Source organism: Micromonospora humidisoli (assembly GCF_016900955.1).
GTDB lineage: Bacteria > Actinomycetota > Actinomycetes > Mycobacteriales > Micromonosporaceae > Micromonospora > Micromonospora wenchangensis.
This window is the reverse complement of the sequence record NZ_JAFEUO010000002.1, coordinates 20024-35187: the sequence shown is the minus strand read 5'-3', so window position 1 is coordinate 35187 and position 15164 is coordinate 20024. Positions and strand designations below refer to the sequence as shown.

The 15164-nt window shown below is 73.0% G+C and carries 14 protein-coding genes and 1 tRNA gene; 10 read left to right on the top strand and 5 right to left on the bottom strand.

From position 1 onward, the window contains the following. Positions 1-145 precede the first annotated feature (145 nt). The 5 genes from JQN84_RS05535 (at position 146) to JQN84_RS05515 (ending at position 5055) form a co-directional block, all read left to right on the top strand. Positions 146-841 carry an alpha/beta hydrolase gene (locus JQN84_RS05535; RefSeq protein WP_204957379.1) on the top strand — a complete coding sequence of 232 codons (696 nt, stop codon included), beginning with the start codon at positions 146-148 and terminating at the stop codon, positions 839-841. A gap of 59 nt (positions 842-900) precedes the next feature. Beyond that, on the top strand, positions 901-1107 hold the full coding sequence (locus JQN84_RS05530) for a helix-turn-helix transcriptional regulator (RefSeq protein WP_204957378.1): 207 nt from the start codon (positions 901-903) through the stop codon (positions 1105-1107). Positions 1108-1246: 139 nt separating this feature from the next. Then, positions 1247-1861 (top strand): hypothetical protein, encoded by a 615-nt coding sequence (locus tag JQN84_RS05525; protein WP_204957377.1) that lies wholly within the window; start codon positions 1247-1249, stop codon positions 1859-1861. A 32-nt stretch (positions 1862-1893) separates the two neighbouring features. Then, positions 1894-2388, top strand: coding sequence for a hypothetical protein (locus JQN84_RS05520; protein ID WP_372445959.1), 495 nt, complete (start codon positions 1894-1896; stop codon positions 2386-2388). Between the two features lie 90 nt (positions 2389-2478). After that, positions 2479-5055 (top strand): hypothetical protein, encoded by a 2577-nt coding sequence (locus JQN84_RS05515; RefSeq protein WP_204957375.1) that lies wholly within the window; start codon positions 2479-2481, stop codon positions 5053-5055. Between the two features lie 98 nt (positions 5056-5153). Here the strand turns inward: JQN84_RS05515 and JQN84_RS05510 are convergent. After that, positions 5154-5240, bottom strand: a tRNA-Ser gene (locus JQN84_RS05510). Positions 5241-5315: 75 nt separating this feature from the next. Between JQN84_RS05510 and deoD the strand changes: the two genes are divergently transcribed. Further along, positions 5316-6026, top strand: a complete 711-nt coding sequence (gene deoD / locus JQN84_RS05505) for a purine-nucleoside phosphorylase (RefSeq protein ID WP_204957374.1) — start codon at positions 5316-5318, stop codon at positions 6024-6026. Positions 6027-6184: 158 nt separating this feature from the next. On the opposite strand, the gene JQN84_RS05500 is transcribed toward deoD, so the two are convergent. The 4 genes from JQN84_RS05500 to JQN84_RS05485 form a co-directional block, all read right to left on the bottom strand. Then, on the bottom strand, positions 6185-6697 hold the full coding sequence (locus tag JQN84_RS05500; protein ID WP_204958137.1) for a nucleoside deaminase: 513 nt from the start codon (positions 6695-6697) through the stop codon (positions 6185-6187). Positions 6698-6917: 220 nt separating this feature from the next. Continuing rightward, positions 6918-7451 carry a tRNA adenosine deaminase-associated protein gene (locus JQN84_RS05495; RefSeq protein ID WP_204957373.1) on the bottom strand — a complete coding sequence of 178 codons (534 nt, stop codon included), beginning with the start codon at positions 7449-7451 and terminating at the stop codon, positions 6918-6920. A gap of 112 nt (positions 7452-7563) precedes the next feature. Beyond that, a complete protein-coding gene (locus JQN84_RS05490; RefSeq protein ID WP_204926980.1) occupies positions 7564-7731 on the bottom strand; it encodes a hypothetical protein in 168 nt (55 codons plus the stop codon). 73 nt (positions 7732-7804) lie between these two features. Further along, positions 7805-8167: a hypothetical protein gene (locus tag JQN84_RS05485; RefSeq protein ID WP_204957372.1), complete on the bottom strand. Its 363-nt coding sequence runs from the start codon at positions 8165-8167 to the stop codon at positions 7805-7807. Between the two features lie 144 nt (positions 8168-8311). Between JQN84_RS05485 and JQN84_RS05480 the strand changes: the two genes are divergently transcribed. The 4 genes from JQN84_RS05480 to JQN84_RS05465 all read left to right on the top strand — a co-directional run bounded on the left by JQN84_RS05480 (position 8312) and on the right by JQN84_RS05465 (position 15121). Continuing rightward, on the top strand, positions 8312-9082 hold the full coding sequence (locus JQN84_RS05480) for a M23 family metallopeptidase (RefSeq protein ID WP_204957371.1): 771 nt from the start codon (positions 8312-8314) through the stop codon (positions 9080-9082). A gap of 162 nt (positions 9083-9244) precedes the next feature. Continuing rightward, positions 9245-12190, top strand: a complete 2946-nt coding sequence (locus JQN84_RS05475; protein WP_204957370.1) for a glycosyl hydrolase — start codon at positions 9245-9247, stop codon at positions 12188-12190. Positions 12191-12266: 76 nt separating this feature from the next. Continuing rightward, the gene (locus JQN84_RS05470; RefSeq protein WP_204957369.1) at positions 12267-13343 is read left to right on the top strand and encodes a PHP domain-containing protein; all 1077 of its coding nucleotides are present in this window, start codon (positions 12267-12269) and stop codon (positions 13341-13343) included. 107 nt (positions 13344-13450) lie between these two features. Continuing rightward, positions 13451-15121 (top strand): DUF885 domain-containing protein, encoded by a 1671-nt coding sequence (locus JQN84_RS05465; protein ID WP_204957368.1) that lies wholly within the window; start codon positions 13451-13453, stop codon positions 15119-15121. Positions 15122-15164 lie beyond the last annotated feature (43 nt).

Sequence of the window (15164 nt, the reverse complement as noted above, 5' to 3'; positions counted from 1 at the left end):
CTGCGACGTCCAGCGCCCCGCCCGCCGGCCGCGCCCGGTCCCGCTGCGCTATGCCCGTGGCAGAACGGGCGTACCACGCCTCGTCCCCTTCTCTAGGGTCACCGCAGGTGGGCCGGTGGGCGGGCCGCCCGGTGGGGAGGCAGCGATGCGGATCGTCTTCGTGCACGGGGCGTGCGTACGCGACGGGGCGTGGTGGTGGTCCCGGGTCGACGCGCTGCTCGCGGCCGGCGGGACGGCGAGCGTCGCGGTACGGCTACCGAGCTGCGGTGAGCTGCCGGACGCCCGTCGGCCGGCAGGGCTGGACGACGACGTGGAGGAGACCCGTCGGGTCCTGCGGGACGGCGGGCCGACGATCCTCGTCGCCCATTCCTACGGCGGGGTGGTCGCCAGTGCGGCGGCCGACGCCGGGGACGTCCGGCATCTCGTCTACGTCAGCTCGTTCCTGCCCGACGTGGGTGAGTCGCTGGCCGATCTCGGCCCCGCCGGACCCGCGCCCCACCTGGAGTTCTTCCCCGACGGCACGTTCGCAGCCCGGCCCGAGCTGGTTCCGCCGCTGTTCATGCACGACTGTGACCCGGCGGCGGTGGACGGTGCGCTGGCCCGGCTGGTCCGGCAGGACGCCGCCGTGCTCACCACCCCGGTCCGGTACGCCGGCTGGCGGTCGACCCCGTCGACGGGGGTGGTCTGTGCCGGGGACCGCGCCACCCCGCCGGAGGTGCAGCGCGCCCAGGCGGCACGGGCGGGGCGGACGGTGGAGCTGGCCACCGGGCACCATCCGATGCTCTCCCACCCGGAACTGCTCGCCAGTCTGCTGCGGAAGGTCGCCGCCGAACACGACTGAGAACATATGCGCGGGACGCCAGAGGGGTCTGAGCGGTGCGTGTCCCTTACGGTCGAACGGTGAAGCGACCGCGCTTGTACGGACCGGGCGAACTGGCTGCCCTGTTCAACGTGTCGCGGCAACGGGTCCTACAGATCACCCGCCGACCCGGCTTCCCCGAACCACTCGCCCGCCTGATCGGCACCACGGTCTGGGACGCGGACGAGGTGGACGAGTGGGCACGCCGCCACCGCCCACCCCGCCCGCCTGCGGAAGACGACGAGTAGCCGCCCGGCCCGTCGGCAGGGCACAGCAACACCGGCATGCCTCCCGCCGCGGACCCCGGTACGGTGCGGGCACTCGCGGCGGCCCGGGCACCGTCGTACACATGTGCTATCCACAGGGTGTGGATGGCGGGGGGATCGGATGAGTTACGAGCTCAGCGCGGTCGTCGCGGACGTCGAGCTGCTGCGGGAGCAGACCGCCGACCTGGATCACGCGGTGCTGGCGGCGCTGCGACAGGATTTCGCGCTGCTGCCGGTGACGCCGCAGTTGGTCGAGGAGCTGACCGGCGCGCTGCCGGACTACCACCCCGAGGAACCGACCCCCGAGCAGCCGTTCGAGCTGGTGATCTCGCCGGCGCTGGGTGGGCTGCTGGACCGCTGGTCGCAGCGGGGGCCGGTGGCGTACCTGGAGGCGGAGTTCGCCGGCGGGCTCGGCCACCAGGCGTCGGCGGTGTGGTTAGGCGGCCGGTTGAGCTGGGGCCCCCGCTTCGACTCGGCCTTCACGCTGCCGCGCGGGGAGTGGCCGATCAACGCGGCACTGGCCCGGCTCGGCGTGGAGCCCGGCCGGTGGCTGGACCCGTTCGCCGAGCTGGGCCTGCACCTGGAACGGCACACCGCCGGCTGGCTGGCACACGGCCGGCGCGGGCTGACTGCCGACTACTGGGACGAGCTGGCCGAGGAATGGGAAGAGCAGCAATTCCCGGCTGACCAGCAACCTGAACGCTCCGGTCCCGTTGGGGACTGGGGGATTCCATGAAATTGCGACAATTTGCCGTTCTTGCGGCGTTACTGGTGGCTGCCTCGGCGTCGGGCAGCGGCACCCATCCGTCGGGGCCCGAGGTCCCGGCGCGGCCGATCGGGGCCAGCCAGGTGGTCGGACTGCACGGCCTCGCCGGGGCCGAGTTCGGTGCCAGCGAGACCGAGCTGGCCCGACGCGGGGTGCTGCGCGCCGACGCCGACGCCTGCGGCATGACGCTGGCCGGGCACGGCACGGCCAGCCCGATCTTCGTCGACGACCGGCTGGTGCTGCTCTGGCTCGACGACCCGATGAGCACCCCGGAGGGGATCACGGTCGGCACCCCCGTCGCCGAGGTGCTGAGCCGCTACCCGTCATCCGTCCGGCTGCACGCGCCACCACGGACGTACCGGTTCGACGGGCTGCTGGCCCGCGACGGCGACCGGGGCTACCTCTTCCTGCACGACGGCACGGCCGTCCGGGAGATCATCGCCGGGTACGCCGACTGGGCCCGCCGCCTCTTCGACGAGGGTCACAGCCCCTGCTGAACTGCAACCGCGACGTGGATTGTCCGCGACCGGCCCCGATGAGAACATCTCCTGGCCACGCGGTCGGCGTCAGCAGCACACGGGGGATCGATGTCACGTACCGTCCTGTCCCGCCCGGTGATCCGGGCCGGAAAGTCACTGCCACGCCTCGCGCTGGCCGCCCTGCTCGTCCCGGCCCTGGCCGTCGGCCCGATCGCCGCAGGTGACGGGGCACCGACCCCGGCTGCGGCGGTCGGTACGTCAGACAGCACGGCGACCCACCCGCCGGCACCCGCCACATGGGACCCGGGGTCGCCGGCCGCCACCGCCCGGAAGACGCCGGCCACCGGATCTGGCCGGAACACACCGGACCGGGACGTGCCGGTTCCCGCAGCCGAGCGGACCGCACCACAACTGGCGACGACCCCGGCCCCTGGTACGCAGGCCGCCGGGCTGAGCACCGGACAGCCACGTACCCGGTCCACCACCATCGTCCGGCAGCCCAAGCCACCCCGCTCCCGCTGCGGCGGCGTTCTGGCCCTCGGCAGGGTCTTCACCTGCACCGCGATCGTCGACCAGGCGCAGGACGTCTGGACCGTCACCACCACCGCCGCCGACGACCTGCTGCTGATCCAGCTCGGGCGGGGCTCCGGGCCGGACTCCGTCGGCGGCCGGGTCGCCGATGCCGCAGGTCGCGAGTTGTGCCGGCTCGGCGTGGACGCGAACCGCTGTCGGGTCGGTGCCGCCGGGACCTACCGGATCACCCTGCGGTTGCCGTACTCGACCGGGCGGGGGAACTACACGATCGCGGCCGAGTCGACGCATACCCCGTCGAGCTGCGGGCAGTTGCCGGCGGATCTGTTCGACTTCGGGTCACCGGGGAGCACGGTGACCCTGCCGGCCGGGGCGGCCGCCCGGTGTCACCTGTTCGACCAGCCGCGCGGTGCGCTGCTGCGGTTCGCCGACCCGGGCGGCCCGCGCGACATCCGGGGGCTGATCCTCGACGGGCAGCACGGAACGCTCTGCGAGTTGAGCTATGGCGGCGGTGACTGCTGGCTCGAACGGCCGGGCCCCTACCGGCTGCTGAGCTGGGAACAGTACGGCAAGGAGGGCACCCACCTGGTCAAGGCGCGGCGGCTGTCCGACCCGGCGGGCTGCCAGAGCCTGCCGCTCGCCCCGTACGGCGACCCGGGCAGCGCCGTGAACAGCGGTGCGACCCCGGCCGGCGAGACGACCTGTCACATCTTCAGCACCGACGCGGCCCGGCCGCTGCTCGTCCGCGCCATCAGCCTCGACGCCACCAGCTTCGACTGGCAGGTGCTGGATGCCACGGGCGCTCAGGTCTGCGCCCGGGAGGGCATCCCGGTCTGCAGCGTGCCGGCCGCCGGCCGGTACACCCTGCTGGTCAGTAGTCCCCTCTACGCCGACCGGCCCCACCGGTACGAGGTGGCGCTGAACCCGCTCGACCGGGCCGACGGATGCGCGCCGAACACCGGCTACGCCCCCTGGGACCAACCGGCCCTCCAGGTACGCCAGCTCGCCCGGGTACAGACCAACTGCCATCCCTTCACCGGCCTGGCAGGTGAACGGGTGATCGTGTCCGGCGCACGCTGGACGATGGACAGCGGTGGCGAACGGGTCTGCACTGAGCCTTCCGACCAGGTCGGCTGCGTGCTCCCGGCTGACGGCGATTACCGGGTGATCTCATACCGGGAGTGGACCGGGAACGCCCCCGAGACGTACCCGCTGGCCATCAGGCGGATCTCCGACCCGGTGGGCTGCCCCACGGTCCGGCCCGGCAGCTACGGCACGGCACCCACCGGTGCCCCGGCCCCGGTCGCGTGCCGGATCCTGGACGTCCCGGCCGCCGGGGTCTACCGGGTGACCGCCCTGGACAGCGACAACGTGACCGCGTTCGCCCGGGTCCTCGACACCGCCGGCCGGACGGTCTGCGCCCAGGTCCGCTGCCCGCTGCCCGCCGGACGGCACACCCTGCTGGCCAGCGGGGACGCCACCAGCACCACCGAGTTCGTGGTGTCCCTGCTGCCGCTGCGGCCGACCGGGTGCACACCCGTCTCCGACGCCGGCTGGGCCGACGCGCCGCACCGGGGCCGGATCGACACCTCCGGCCAGATCGACTGCCTGGTCCTGCCCACCCTGTCCGGGGCGTCGATCGCCACGCTGCTGCCTGTCGACGCCGCGTTGAACGTCGACATCGTGGACGCGGACGGCGAGGCGGAGTGCAGCCTCTGGTGGTACACCTGGCACGGCTGCGAACTGGACGGCCCGGCACCGCACTCGGCGCTGCTCACCGGGCACACCTTCGTGACGCAGCTGGCGTACACGGTGGGCTTCGCCAGGACCGACGCGCCGGCCTGCCCGACGCTGCCCCGGGACACCACGGACACCACCGTGACCACCGGCCCGGACCGCCTCGCGGCCTGCTTCACCGTCCCAGCCGACCAGCACGCCGCCCGGCAGACCCTCACCTGGGCGCGCACCGCCGGCACCGGCCGGGCCCGGCTGACCGTCTTCGACGGGGCGGGACGGTCGCCGTGCGGGACGGACCGTGCCGTCCAGGGCACCGTCACCTGCGCGCTGCCTCCCGGCCCGGTCACCGTGCTGCTGGATGCCGACGGCAACACCGCCACCTACCGGCTGGGTCACCGGAACGCCGGCACCTCCTGACCCGGTCGCGGGCCGGCTCCGACCAGGGGCCGGCCCGACAAACGCGGAACGCCCGGTCGATCCTCACGGATCAACCGGGCGTTCTCGCTGTTCACGAGCGGTGGCGGCGGGATTTGAACCCGCGGAGGGCGTAAACCCTCACACGCTTTCGAGGCGTGCTCCTTAGGCCACTCGGACACGCCACCGCCGACGAGGGTACAGGAACACCGGTTCGGATGCCGCACCGGTATCGCTCCGGCCGGCCTGGCAGGATCTTCGCCATGAGTACGCACATCGGCGCGAAGCCGGACGAGATCGCCGAGCGGGTCCTGATGCCGGGCGACCCGCTGCGGGCCAAGTGGATCGCGGAGACCTACCTCGAGGACGCCACCTGCTACTCGACGGTGCGGGGGATGCTGGGTTTCACCGGGCGGTGGAACGGCGTGGACGTCTCTGTCCAGGGCTCCGGGATGGGCATGCCGTCCGCGTCCATCTACGCCCACGAGCTGATCAACGAGTACGGCGTGAAGACCCTGATCCGGGTCGGTTCCTGCGGCGCGCTCACCGAGGACCTCCAGTTGCGGGACGTGATCGCGGCGATCGGGTCGTCGACCGACTCGAACATGAACCGGATGCGCTTCGACGGGTTGATCGACTACGCCCCGGTGGCCGACTTCGGGCTGCTGCGTACCTCGGTCGAGGTGGCCGAGCGGCGCGGCATCACCATGCACGTCGGGCCGATCCTCGCCGCTGACGCCTTCTACACCGACCGGCCCGACCTGTACGACACGCTCGCCGACTACGGCGTGCTGGCGGTAGAGATGGAGTCGGCCGCGCTCTACACGATCGCCGCCCGGTTCAAGGCCCGCGCGCTGACCCTGCTGACGGTCAGCGACCACATCAAGACCGGCGCGAAGACCACCGCGCAGGAGCGTGAGCAGACCTTCGGCCAGATGGTCGAGATCGCCCTGGACACCGTCGCCGCCTCCTGACCGCCGCCCCGACGGCTCGACGGCTCGACGGCTCGACGGCTCGACGGCTCGACGGCTCGACGGCTCGACGGGGCCGATGTTGCGGTATCTCCGCCCGGCGATACCGCAACATCCGTCGGCCCGACCCGGCCCGGCCCGGCCCGTCGGCCCGGCCTGGGTCAGCGAAAGAAGGCGCGCAGGACCGCCGCGTTCTCGGCCTCCAGGACGCCTGGGTAGACCTCGGGGCGGTGGTTGAGCCGGCGGTCGCGCAGGACGTCCCACAGTGAGCCGGCGGCGCCGGTCTTGGGTTCCCAGGCACCGAAGACGACCGTCGAGATCCGGGACAGCACCAGCGCGCCCGCGCACATCGTGCACGGTTCCAGGGTGACCACCAGCGTGCAGTCGTCGAGCCGCCACCGGCCCAACCGCGCGGCGGCCCGGCGCAGCGCCAGCACCTCGGCGTGTGCGGTCGGGTCCCCGGTCAGCTCCCGTTCGTTGCGGCCGACGGCCAGTTCGGTGCCGTCCGGGCCGTAGACCACCGCCCCCACCGGCACGTCCCCCAGCACCCCGGCACCCTCGACCATCCCACCGGGCCCGCCCGCTCCACCCGGCCCGTCGGGTTGCCCGGGTCCGGCGGAGGTGTCGGCGGGCAGGTCGGGGCCGGTGACGGCGATCTCCAGCGCTCGGCGCATCCACCGTTCGTGCCGCTGCCGGCGGCCGACGGATTCCGGCCCGGCCGGCCGCTCGGTCGCCCCGGGACCGGCCCGTCCGCCCGCGCCGGGCGTCGGCTGCCCCGGCCGTACGGCATCCGGGGCGGGATCGGTCGCGTCGACCGGCCCGGCCGCACCCGGCCACGCCGGGCCACCTCCGGCCCCGGCCGACCCTGCGGTGGCGTCGTCGGGGTGGGGAGGGTCAGACCTCACGCAGCTCCTCGACCTCGTCGGCGCAGCCGAGCACCTGGCACACCTCGGCGGTCACGTCGGCGGGGAGCATGCCCTCGTGGGCGCAGAGCTTGAGCAGGCGTTGGGCGGAGATGCCCAGGTCGGCGAGGATGTCGGCATCGCCCACCGGGTCGGCTTCCGGGTCGACGGCCGGCTGCTCGCTGTCCTCGTCGCCGCCACCGGCGGTGGCCGACGGCGGTTCGTCGACGTCGTCGAGGCCGGTGACCGACGTCTTGAGGTCGCCGACGAGCAGCGCACCGAGCCGGGACTCCTCGGCGTAGCCCGAGTCGGAGCCGAAGACCCGCAGGTCCTCCCCCTCGTCGAGGCGCAGCACCACCAGGTAGGCGTCGTCGGCCTCGACGAAGAGCAACGACACGTCGGCGTCGGGTTCGACGTCGCGCAGCCGGTCGGCGACCTCGTCGATGTCGGTGGCCCCGCGCAGGTTCACCTCGGCGGCGTTCCAGCCGCCCCCGTCGCGCACCACGGCGGCAGCGAAGTACGACATGGTTCCCCCAAAGACCTCGGCACAGCCGACTCGTTACGCGTGCACGTTAACCGGTCGGGTCGGCAGCCGACCGCTCAACGCCCCGAAGGGCCGGCAATCCGGGGAAAGTTCGTCAGCCGGCGACGCGGCGACGGGTCGCGATGAGCTGGCGCAGCCGCTCGGTGCGTTCCCGCTGCGGCCGTTCCCGCTGGCGTACGGAGCGGGCGCCCGCCAGCTCGGCGAGAATCTGGAGGCGGCGGCGGCTCCGCTCGGAGTCGAGCCGCGGGGTGTTCCAGGCCATACCGAAGAGCGTCCTCAGTCACAGCGGGTACGTCAAGATGGTGCGGCAAACGAAGCCGCGCGATGACACAGGGTCACCACATCGGCCAGTCCGCGCTGACCGCCCACCGCACCACGACCACCGCGAACGCGATGCTCCAGCCACCGGCGGTGACGATGGCCACACCTGTGCCGACCCCCCGGTCGCCGAAGCGGACCAGGGCGAACGCGGCGAGCCAGGCGAACGCTCCGGCGATCACCGTCCACCAGGCGTAACCTGCGACGTCGCGGCCGAGCAGGCCGAAGAGCACCAGCCAGGCGGCGGCGAGGGTGCCACCCGCGGCCACCGCCGCGCCGGTGACGGGGTGTGGTTCCCGCCAGGTCGGCCGGCGGGGCGGACCGGCGGGGAAGAGCCCCGAGGCGGCGTACGGGACGCGTCCGGGCTGGTGGTCGGTCATGGTCACTGTTCCCCCTCCGGCCGGACGGAACCCGGCGCGCCGCCGCCGGCCGGTGACGGGTCGACGGGTCGTCGCGGGAGCCGTCGTCGGCCGGGTGCCGCTGTCGGTGCGACCTCCACGGTAGCCGTCTGTCAGGATGTCCGAATGTCCCTGTTGCGGCCCGACCTACGGCGTACCCGTCCGGCGTACCCCGTCCTGCTGCTCGTGGCGGCGGTGCTGGCCGGCTGCGGGACGGACGAGCCGGTCGCGGGCCCGGTCTGGGACGGCCCGTCGACGGTGGCGACGGGCGACCAGCCGGCGACCCCGACGGCCCCGGCGGGCAGCCCGTCGGGCACCCCGGCTCCGAGCGGGACGCCGTCGGCCACGCCGGATGCGGCGGCCCTGCGCCGGGTCTTCCCGGTACGGGCGGGCAACGTCGCCTACCACCCGACGCACTCGGGTTACCCGGGCACCGACATCTTCGCCGACTGCGGTGAGCCGGTGGTGGCGGTGACCGACGGGACGGTGCTGGAGGTGAGCCGGGTGGACCGCTTCCGCAAGAACGGGCCGTTGGGGCCGTACAACGGTGGTCTGTCGGTGTCGTTGCTGGGCGACGACGGGGTGCGGTACTACGGGTCGCACCTGAGTGCGGTCGCCCCGGGGATCGAGGCCGGGGTCCGGGTGCGTTCCGGGCAGCAGCTCGGCGAGGTGGGCCGGACGGGGAACGCGAACAACGTCTGTCACCTGCACTTCGGGTTGTCGCCGAAGTGCACCGGGCACGACGACTGGTGGATCCGCCGGGGTGTGGTGTGGCCGGCGAAGTACCTGGACTCCTGGCGGAAGAAGGGCAACCGGTCGCCGGTGTCGGCGGTGACCGCCTGGGAGCGTGAGCACGGCTGCCCGCGCGCGCCGCGCGGCTCCTCCGGCGCAGGCTGACCGGGGGTCGGCGGCGGCGCACCTCGACCGTACGCATTGACGTGGGTGTTACCCGTCGGTTAACGTCCCGCTAGAGAGAGCGCTCTCTCGACCGACCAAGCCCCCGAATTCCGACGAACCGCGCGCTGCCGGCCGACCCGCCCCGCGCGCGGAGGAGGCACGATGACACCTCCCGTCCCCCGCCGCCGCACCCCCTGGGTGCTGGCCGCCACCACCGCCCTGACCGTCCTCGTTGGCGGTCTCACCCTCACCACCGCCGGCACCCCCGCCGAGGCGGCCACCGTCGGCGCCGGCAGCTACACCACCGACCCGGTCGGCCCGCTCCCCGCCGGCTGCGGCGCCCTGTCCACCAACCCCCGCCAGTACGCCACCGCCAACGCCCCCGCCGGGCCGGTGCCCACCAACGACTGGTGGTCGTCGCTGCTGTGGAAGAAGACGAACTGCTCCTACAGCGAACCGCTGCACGCCCACCCGGTGTCCTACCAGCCGTTCAGCGACGGGCTCGGCTTCTCGGCACCGTCGGCCGCCACCGTCAGCGGCACCGCGACCGGGGTGGGCGAGTTCAAGTACACCTACACCGAGGACATCCGGGTCGGCGTGGCCGCGCTCGGCGCACCGGTGGTCAAGGTCGACGACTGGACGGACTGGACGGTCACCCCGTACTGGAGTGACGGGTCACGGACCCTGCGCGCCACCATCGGCCACGGGCTGCCGTTCGCCTACTTCCAGGCCAGCGGCGGCGACGCCCAGATCAACCCGACCGGCGGCACCGCCACCGTCTGGTCCAACAGCGGGAGCACCATCGGCTTCACCGTCCGGGGCCACGACTACGTCGGGTACGCCCCGACCGGAGCGAGCTGGACCGTCGCCAACGGACGGATCACCTCCACCCTGGCCGGCAAGGGTTACTTCTCGATCGCCCTGCTGCCGCCCACCGCCGACGCCACCGCCCGCGCCTCGCTCGCCACGAGCTACGGCCGGTACGCACACGCGCACGTCACCGGTACCGGGGTCGGCTACACCTACGACCCGGCGACCAGCACCGTGACCACCACGTACTCGTTCACCACCACGGCCCGGGAGGGCACCGCCACCCAGACCGTGGTGAGCCTCTACCCGCACCAGTGGAAGGCGCTCACCGGCAGCACCCCGCTCACCCAGACCTACCCGTCGGCGCGCGGCCGGATGAAGGTGCTGACCGGGGTGGCCTCCTTCCGCACCGGGATGAAGTTCCACGGGGTGCTGCCCGAGGTGCCCGCCGTGGCCACCGGCTCCGGCAGCGACCTGACCCAACTGAAGGAGCAGCTCGCCGCCGTCCGGGGCAACCCGATGGACCAGCGCGGCACCGACACCTACTGGACCGGCAAGGGCCTCGGCCGGGCCGCCCGGATCGCCGAGATCGCCGACCAGGTCGGCGACACCGAGACCCGCAACGCGGCGCTGAACGCTATCCGCAGCACCCTGACCGACTGGTTCACCGCCGCCCCGGGCAAGACCGCGAAGATCTTCTACTACGACCGCAACTGGGGCACCCTGATCGGCTACCCCGCGTCATACGGGTCCGACCAGGAACTCAACGACCACCACTTCCACTACGGCTACTTCATCGCGGCGGCGGCGACGCTCGCCAAGTTCGACCCGGCGTGGGCCACCCAGAGCCAGTACGGCGGCATGGTCGACCTGCTCATCCGGGACGCCAACAACTACCAGCGCTCCGACACCCGCTTCCCCTACCTGCGGGACTACGACATCTACGCCGGGCACGACTGGGCCTCCGGGCACGGCTCGTTCAACGCCGGCAACAACCAGGAGTCCTCGTCGGAGGGGATGAACTTCGCCAACGCGCTGATCCAGTGGGGTCAGGCCACCGGCGACACCGCCGTACGGGACGCGGGCGTGTTCATCTACACCACCCAGGCCGCCGCGATCCAGGAGTACTGGTTCGACGTCGACGACGAGAACTACCCGGCGGCGTTCGGGCACTCCACCGTCGGCATGGTCTGGGGCGACGGTGGGGCGTACGCGACCTGGTTCAGCGCCGAACCGGAGATGATCCAGGGCATCAACATGCTCCCGGTCACCGGTGGACACCTCTACCTCGGCTACCGGCCGGCCTACAACAAGGCCAACTACGCCGAACTGGTCCGCAACAACGGCGGCGAACCCACCGTGTGGCAGGACATCCACTGGCAGTTCCTCGCCCTCGGCGACCCGGACGCGGCACTGGCCAAGCTGCGCGCCAACCCCGGCTACACCCCGGAGGAGGGCGAGAGCCGGGCCCACACCTTCCACTGGGTCCGCAACCTCGCCGCGCTCGGCCAGGTCGACACCACGGTCACCGCCAGCCACCCGCTGGCCGCCGTGTTCAGCCGCAACGGCGCACGCACCTACGTGGCCAGCAACATCACCGCCGCGCCGCTGACCGTACGGTTCTCCGACGGCACCAGTCTCACCGTGGCCGCCGGGAAGACCGCCACGACCGGGGCGTACACCTGGAGTGGTGGCAACGCGGCCGGCGGCACCAACCCGAGCCCGACGCCGACCACCTCCCCGACGACGTCGCCCAACCCGACGCCCACCCCGACCGGGCCGTCGCCGACCCCGACCAGCCCGACCCCGCCGCCGACCACCCCGCCGGCCGGCTCGCCCACCCGGTTCCTGCTGCCCGGTGGCGGGCTCGGTTCCGCCGGCAGCGCGGCGACGACCACCGTCCCCGGCAGCGGAGGCGCGAACCACGACGGCACCCCCAGCAACCCGGTGGTGTTCACCGCGACCCGGCTGAACCTCGCCTACACCGGCGGCCAGACCGGCTTCGACCTGTTCCTCGACGCCGGCCAGTCGGTCGGCAACGGGGTGCAGGCCCGGGTCTCCTACGACCTGACCGGGGACGGCACCTTCGACCGGGTGGAGACCTACCGGTACTTCGCCACCGACCCGGTGCTCGGCTACGAGCACTACACGCAGAACGCCGGCCTGCACTCGGCCACCGGCACGCTGGGCAACCTGTCCGGCGGCACGGTCAGGGTGGAGGTCTGGTCGGCGATCGGCGTCAACCCGTCCACTCTCGGCACCGGCAACCAGTCGGTGGTGAAGCTGCCGTACTCCTGATCCGCCTCCCCGTTGTCCACACCCCGCGCCGCCGGTCGTCCCCCGACCGGCGGCGCGGGCGCGTAGGTTGCCATCCATGAGCGCCAGAGACCCCGTCGCCGACCTGCGCCGGATCGCGTTCCTGCTGGAGCGGGCCAACGAGGCCACCTACCGGGTACGCGCGTTCCGCTCGGCGGCGACCGCCCTGGCCGCGTTGCCGGCGGCGGAGCTGGCCGAGCGGGCGCGGGCCGGCACGCTCACCGACCTGCCCGGGGTCGGCGACGTCACCGCCCGCTGCGTCACCGAGTCGCTGGCCGGCGAGGAACCGGTCTACCTGCGCCGGCTGGTCGCCACCGAGGGCGTCGACCTCGACGAGGCGGCCGGCGCGCTGCGGGCCGCGCTGCGCGGCGACTGCCACACCCACTCGGACTGGTCCGACGGCGGGTCACCGATCGAGGAGATGGCGCTCGCAGCGGTCGAACTCGGCCACGAGTACGTGGTGCTGACCGACCACTCGCCCCGGCTGACGGTGGCCCGGGGCCTCACCGCCGACCGGCTGCGCCGGCAGCTCGACCACGTGGCGGCGGTCAACGCAGCGCTGCCCGAGGGGTTCCGCATCCTCACCGGGATCGAGGTGGACATCCTCGCCGACGGCACCCTCGACCAGGACGAGGAGTTGCTGGCCCGGCTCGACGTGGTGGTCGGCTCGGTGCACAGCGGGCTGCGTGACGAGCGGGCCCGGATGACCCGCCGGATGCTCACCGCGGTCGCCAACCCGCACCTGGACATCCTCGGCCACTGCACCGGGCGGATGGTGTCGTCCCGGCCCGCCGGGGTGACCGGCCCGGGTGACAAGGGGCACCGGGCGCGGACCCGGGCCGAGAGCGACTTCGACGCGGACGCGGTCTTCGCCGCCTGTGCCGAACACGACGTGGCCGTGGAGATCAACTCCCGGCCGGAGCGGCAGGACCCGCCGAAGCGGCTGATCCGCCGCGCCCTGGAGGCCGGCTGCCGGTTCGCCATCGACACCGACGCGCACGCCCCCGGGCAGCTCGACTGGCAGCGGTTCGGCTGTGTGCGGGCAGCCCTGTGCGGCGTGCCCGCCGACCGGGTGGTCAACACCTGGCCGGCCGACCGGCTCCTCGACTGGACCCACACCCGCGCCTCGGGATGATCCACTCCTTTGGGGCGGTGTTGCGGTACCGGAAGCGCAGGGGATACCGCAACGACGGCTCCGATGTGCCGGTCACGCCGTTCGCGACGGTCACGTAGGGTCGCAGCGTGGGACGAATCGATGACCTCGCGAACCGGTACGTGGCCGACTGGGCGCAGCTGAGCCCGACCGGCGCCACCTACGTCGGCATCGCCGGCTACGACGACCAGCTCGACGACCTCTCGCCCGCCGGTTACGAGGCACGGGCCGAACTGACCCGGCGCGCCCTCGCCGACCTGGACGTGACCGAGCCGGAGTCCGAGGCGGAGCGGACGGCCAAGGAGGCGATGCAGGAGCGCCTGGGGCTGGAACTGGCCCGGCACGACGCGGGCGAGATCACCAGCGAGGTGAACGTCATCGCCAGCGGCCTGCACGAGATCCGGATGGTCTTCGACCTGATGCCCACCGAGGGGGAGCAGGGCCGGGCCGCCGTCGCCGCCCGGCTCAACCGGTTCGCCGCCACCCTGGAGGGCTACAAGACCACGCTGCGTGAGGCCGCCGCCGCCGGTCGGGTCAGCTCCAAGGTGCAGCTCACCGAGGTGGCCAAGCAGTGCGACACCTGGACGGACCCGCACGGCGACAACTTCTTCCACGGGCTGGTGCAGCGGCTGGACGCCGACGGCACGCTCGGTGCCGAGCTGCGCCGGGGCGCGGCGGCGGCGACCGCGGCGACCGCCGAGTTCGGCCAGTTCCTGCGTACCGAGCTGGTTCCGCTGGGGCGGGACAAGCAGGCCGCCGGCCGGGAACGCTACGAGCTGGCCTCGCAGTACTTCCTCGGCGCGAAGATCGACCTCGACGAGACGTACGCCTGGGGGTTCGCGGAACTGGCCCGCCTGGAGGCCGAGATGCGGATCGTGTCCGGCCGGATCGCCGGCCCGGGTGCCACCATCGACGAGGCGGTGGCCGTGCTGGACGCCGACCCGGCCCGCACCATCCAGGGCAAGGAGGCGTTCCGGGACTGGATGCAGGCGCTTGCCGACAAGGCGATCAGCGAACTGCACGGCACCCACTTCGACATCCCCGAGCAGGTCCGGCGGATCGAGTGCTGTCTCGCCCCGACCAGCGACGGGGCGATCTACTACACCGGGCCGAGTGAGGACTTCTCCCGGCCGGGGCGGATGTGGTGGGCGGTGCCGCAGGGGGTCACCGACTTCTCCACCTGGCGCGAGGTGACCACGGTCTACCACGAGGGCGTTCCCGGGCACCACCTCCAGGTCGCGCAGACCGCCGTCCGGGCGGAGCTGCTCAACCGCTGGCAGCGGCTGCTGTGCTGGGTCTCCGGCCACGGCGAGGGCTGGGCGCTCTACTCCGAACGGCTGATGGACGAGCTGGGCTACCTGGAGGACCCGGGCGACAAGCTCGGCATGCTCGACGGGCAGGCGTTCCGGGCGGCCCGGGTGATCGTCGACATCGGCATGCACCTGGAGCTGGAGATTCCCCGGGACAACCCGTTCGGCTTCCACCCGGGTGAGCGGTGGACGCCGGAGCTGGGCTGGGAGTTCATGCGGGCGCACTGCCGGGTGCCGGAGGAGAACCTGCGCTTCGAACTGAACCGCTACCTGGGCTGGCCGGGGCAGGCGCCGTCGTACAAGGTGGGCGAGCGGATCTGGCTCCAGGCCCGGGAGGAGGCGATGGCCCGCAAGGGCGCCGACTTCGACCTGAAGGAGTTCCACCGGCAGGCGCTCGACCTGGGTGCGCTCGGGCTCGACCCGCTGCGTCGGGCCCTGGCCCGGCTCTGAACCGCACCGCCGGTCGGCGGTCGTGACGGGTGTGTCGGGGGCG

What these genes read in the sequence shown, in the direction of transcription:
- JQN84_RS05535 (WP_204957379.1), top strand. Translation starts at nt 146, where the DNA reads ATGCGGATCGTCTTCGTGCACGGGGCGTGCGTACGCGACGGGGCGTGG.
- JQN84_RS05525 (WP_204957377.1), top strand. Translation starts at nt 1,247, where the DNA reads ATGAGTTACGAGCTCAGCGCGGTCGTCGCGGACGTCGAGCTGCTGCGG.
- JQN84_RS05515 (WP_204957375.1), top strand. Translation starts at nt 2,479, where the DNA reads ATGTCACGTACCGTCCTGTCCCGCCCGGTGATCCGGGCCGGAAAGTCA.
- deoD (WP_204957374.1), top strand. Translation starts at nt 5,316, where the DNA reads ATGAGTACGCACATCGGCGCGAAGCCGGACGAGATCGCCGAGCGGGTC.
- JQN84_RS05500 (WP_204958137.1), bottom strand. Translation starts at nt 6,697, where the DNA reads ATGCGCCGAGCGCTGGAGATCGCCGTCACCGGCCCCGACCTGCCCGCC.
- JQN84_RS05495 (WP_204957373.1), bottom strand. Translation starts at nt 7,451, where the DNA reads ATGTCGTACTTCGCTGCCGCCGTGGTGCGCGACGGGGGCGGCTGGAAC.
- JQN84_RS05490 (WP_204926980.1), bottom strand. Translation starts at nt 7,731, where the DNA reads ATGGCCTGGAACACCCCGCGGCTCGACTCCGAGCGGAGCCGCCGCCGC.
- JQN84_RS05485 (WP_204957372.1), bottom strand. Translation starts at nt 8,167, where the DNA reads ATGACCGACCACCAGCCCGGACGCGTCCCGTACGCCGCCTCGGGGCTC.
- JQN84_RS05480 (WP_204957371.1), top strand. Translation starts at nt 8,312, where the DNA reads ATGTCCCTGTTGCGGCCCGACCTACGGCGTACCCGTCCGGCGTACCCC.
- JQN84_RS05475 (WP_204957370.1), top strand. Translation starts at nt 9,245, where the DNA reads ATGACACCTCCCGTCCCCCGCCGCCGCACCCCCTGGGTGCTGGCCGCC.
- JQN84_RS05470 (WP_204957369.1), top strand. Translation starts at nt 12,267, where the DNA reads ATGAGCGCCAGAGACCCCGTCGCCGACCTGCGCCGGATCGCGTTCCTG.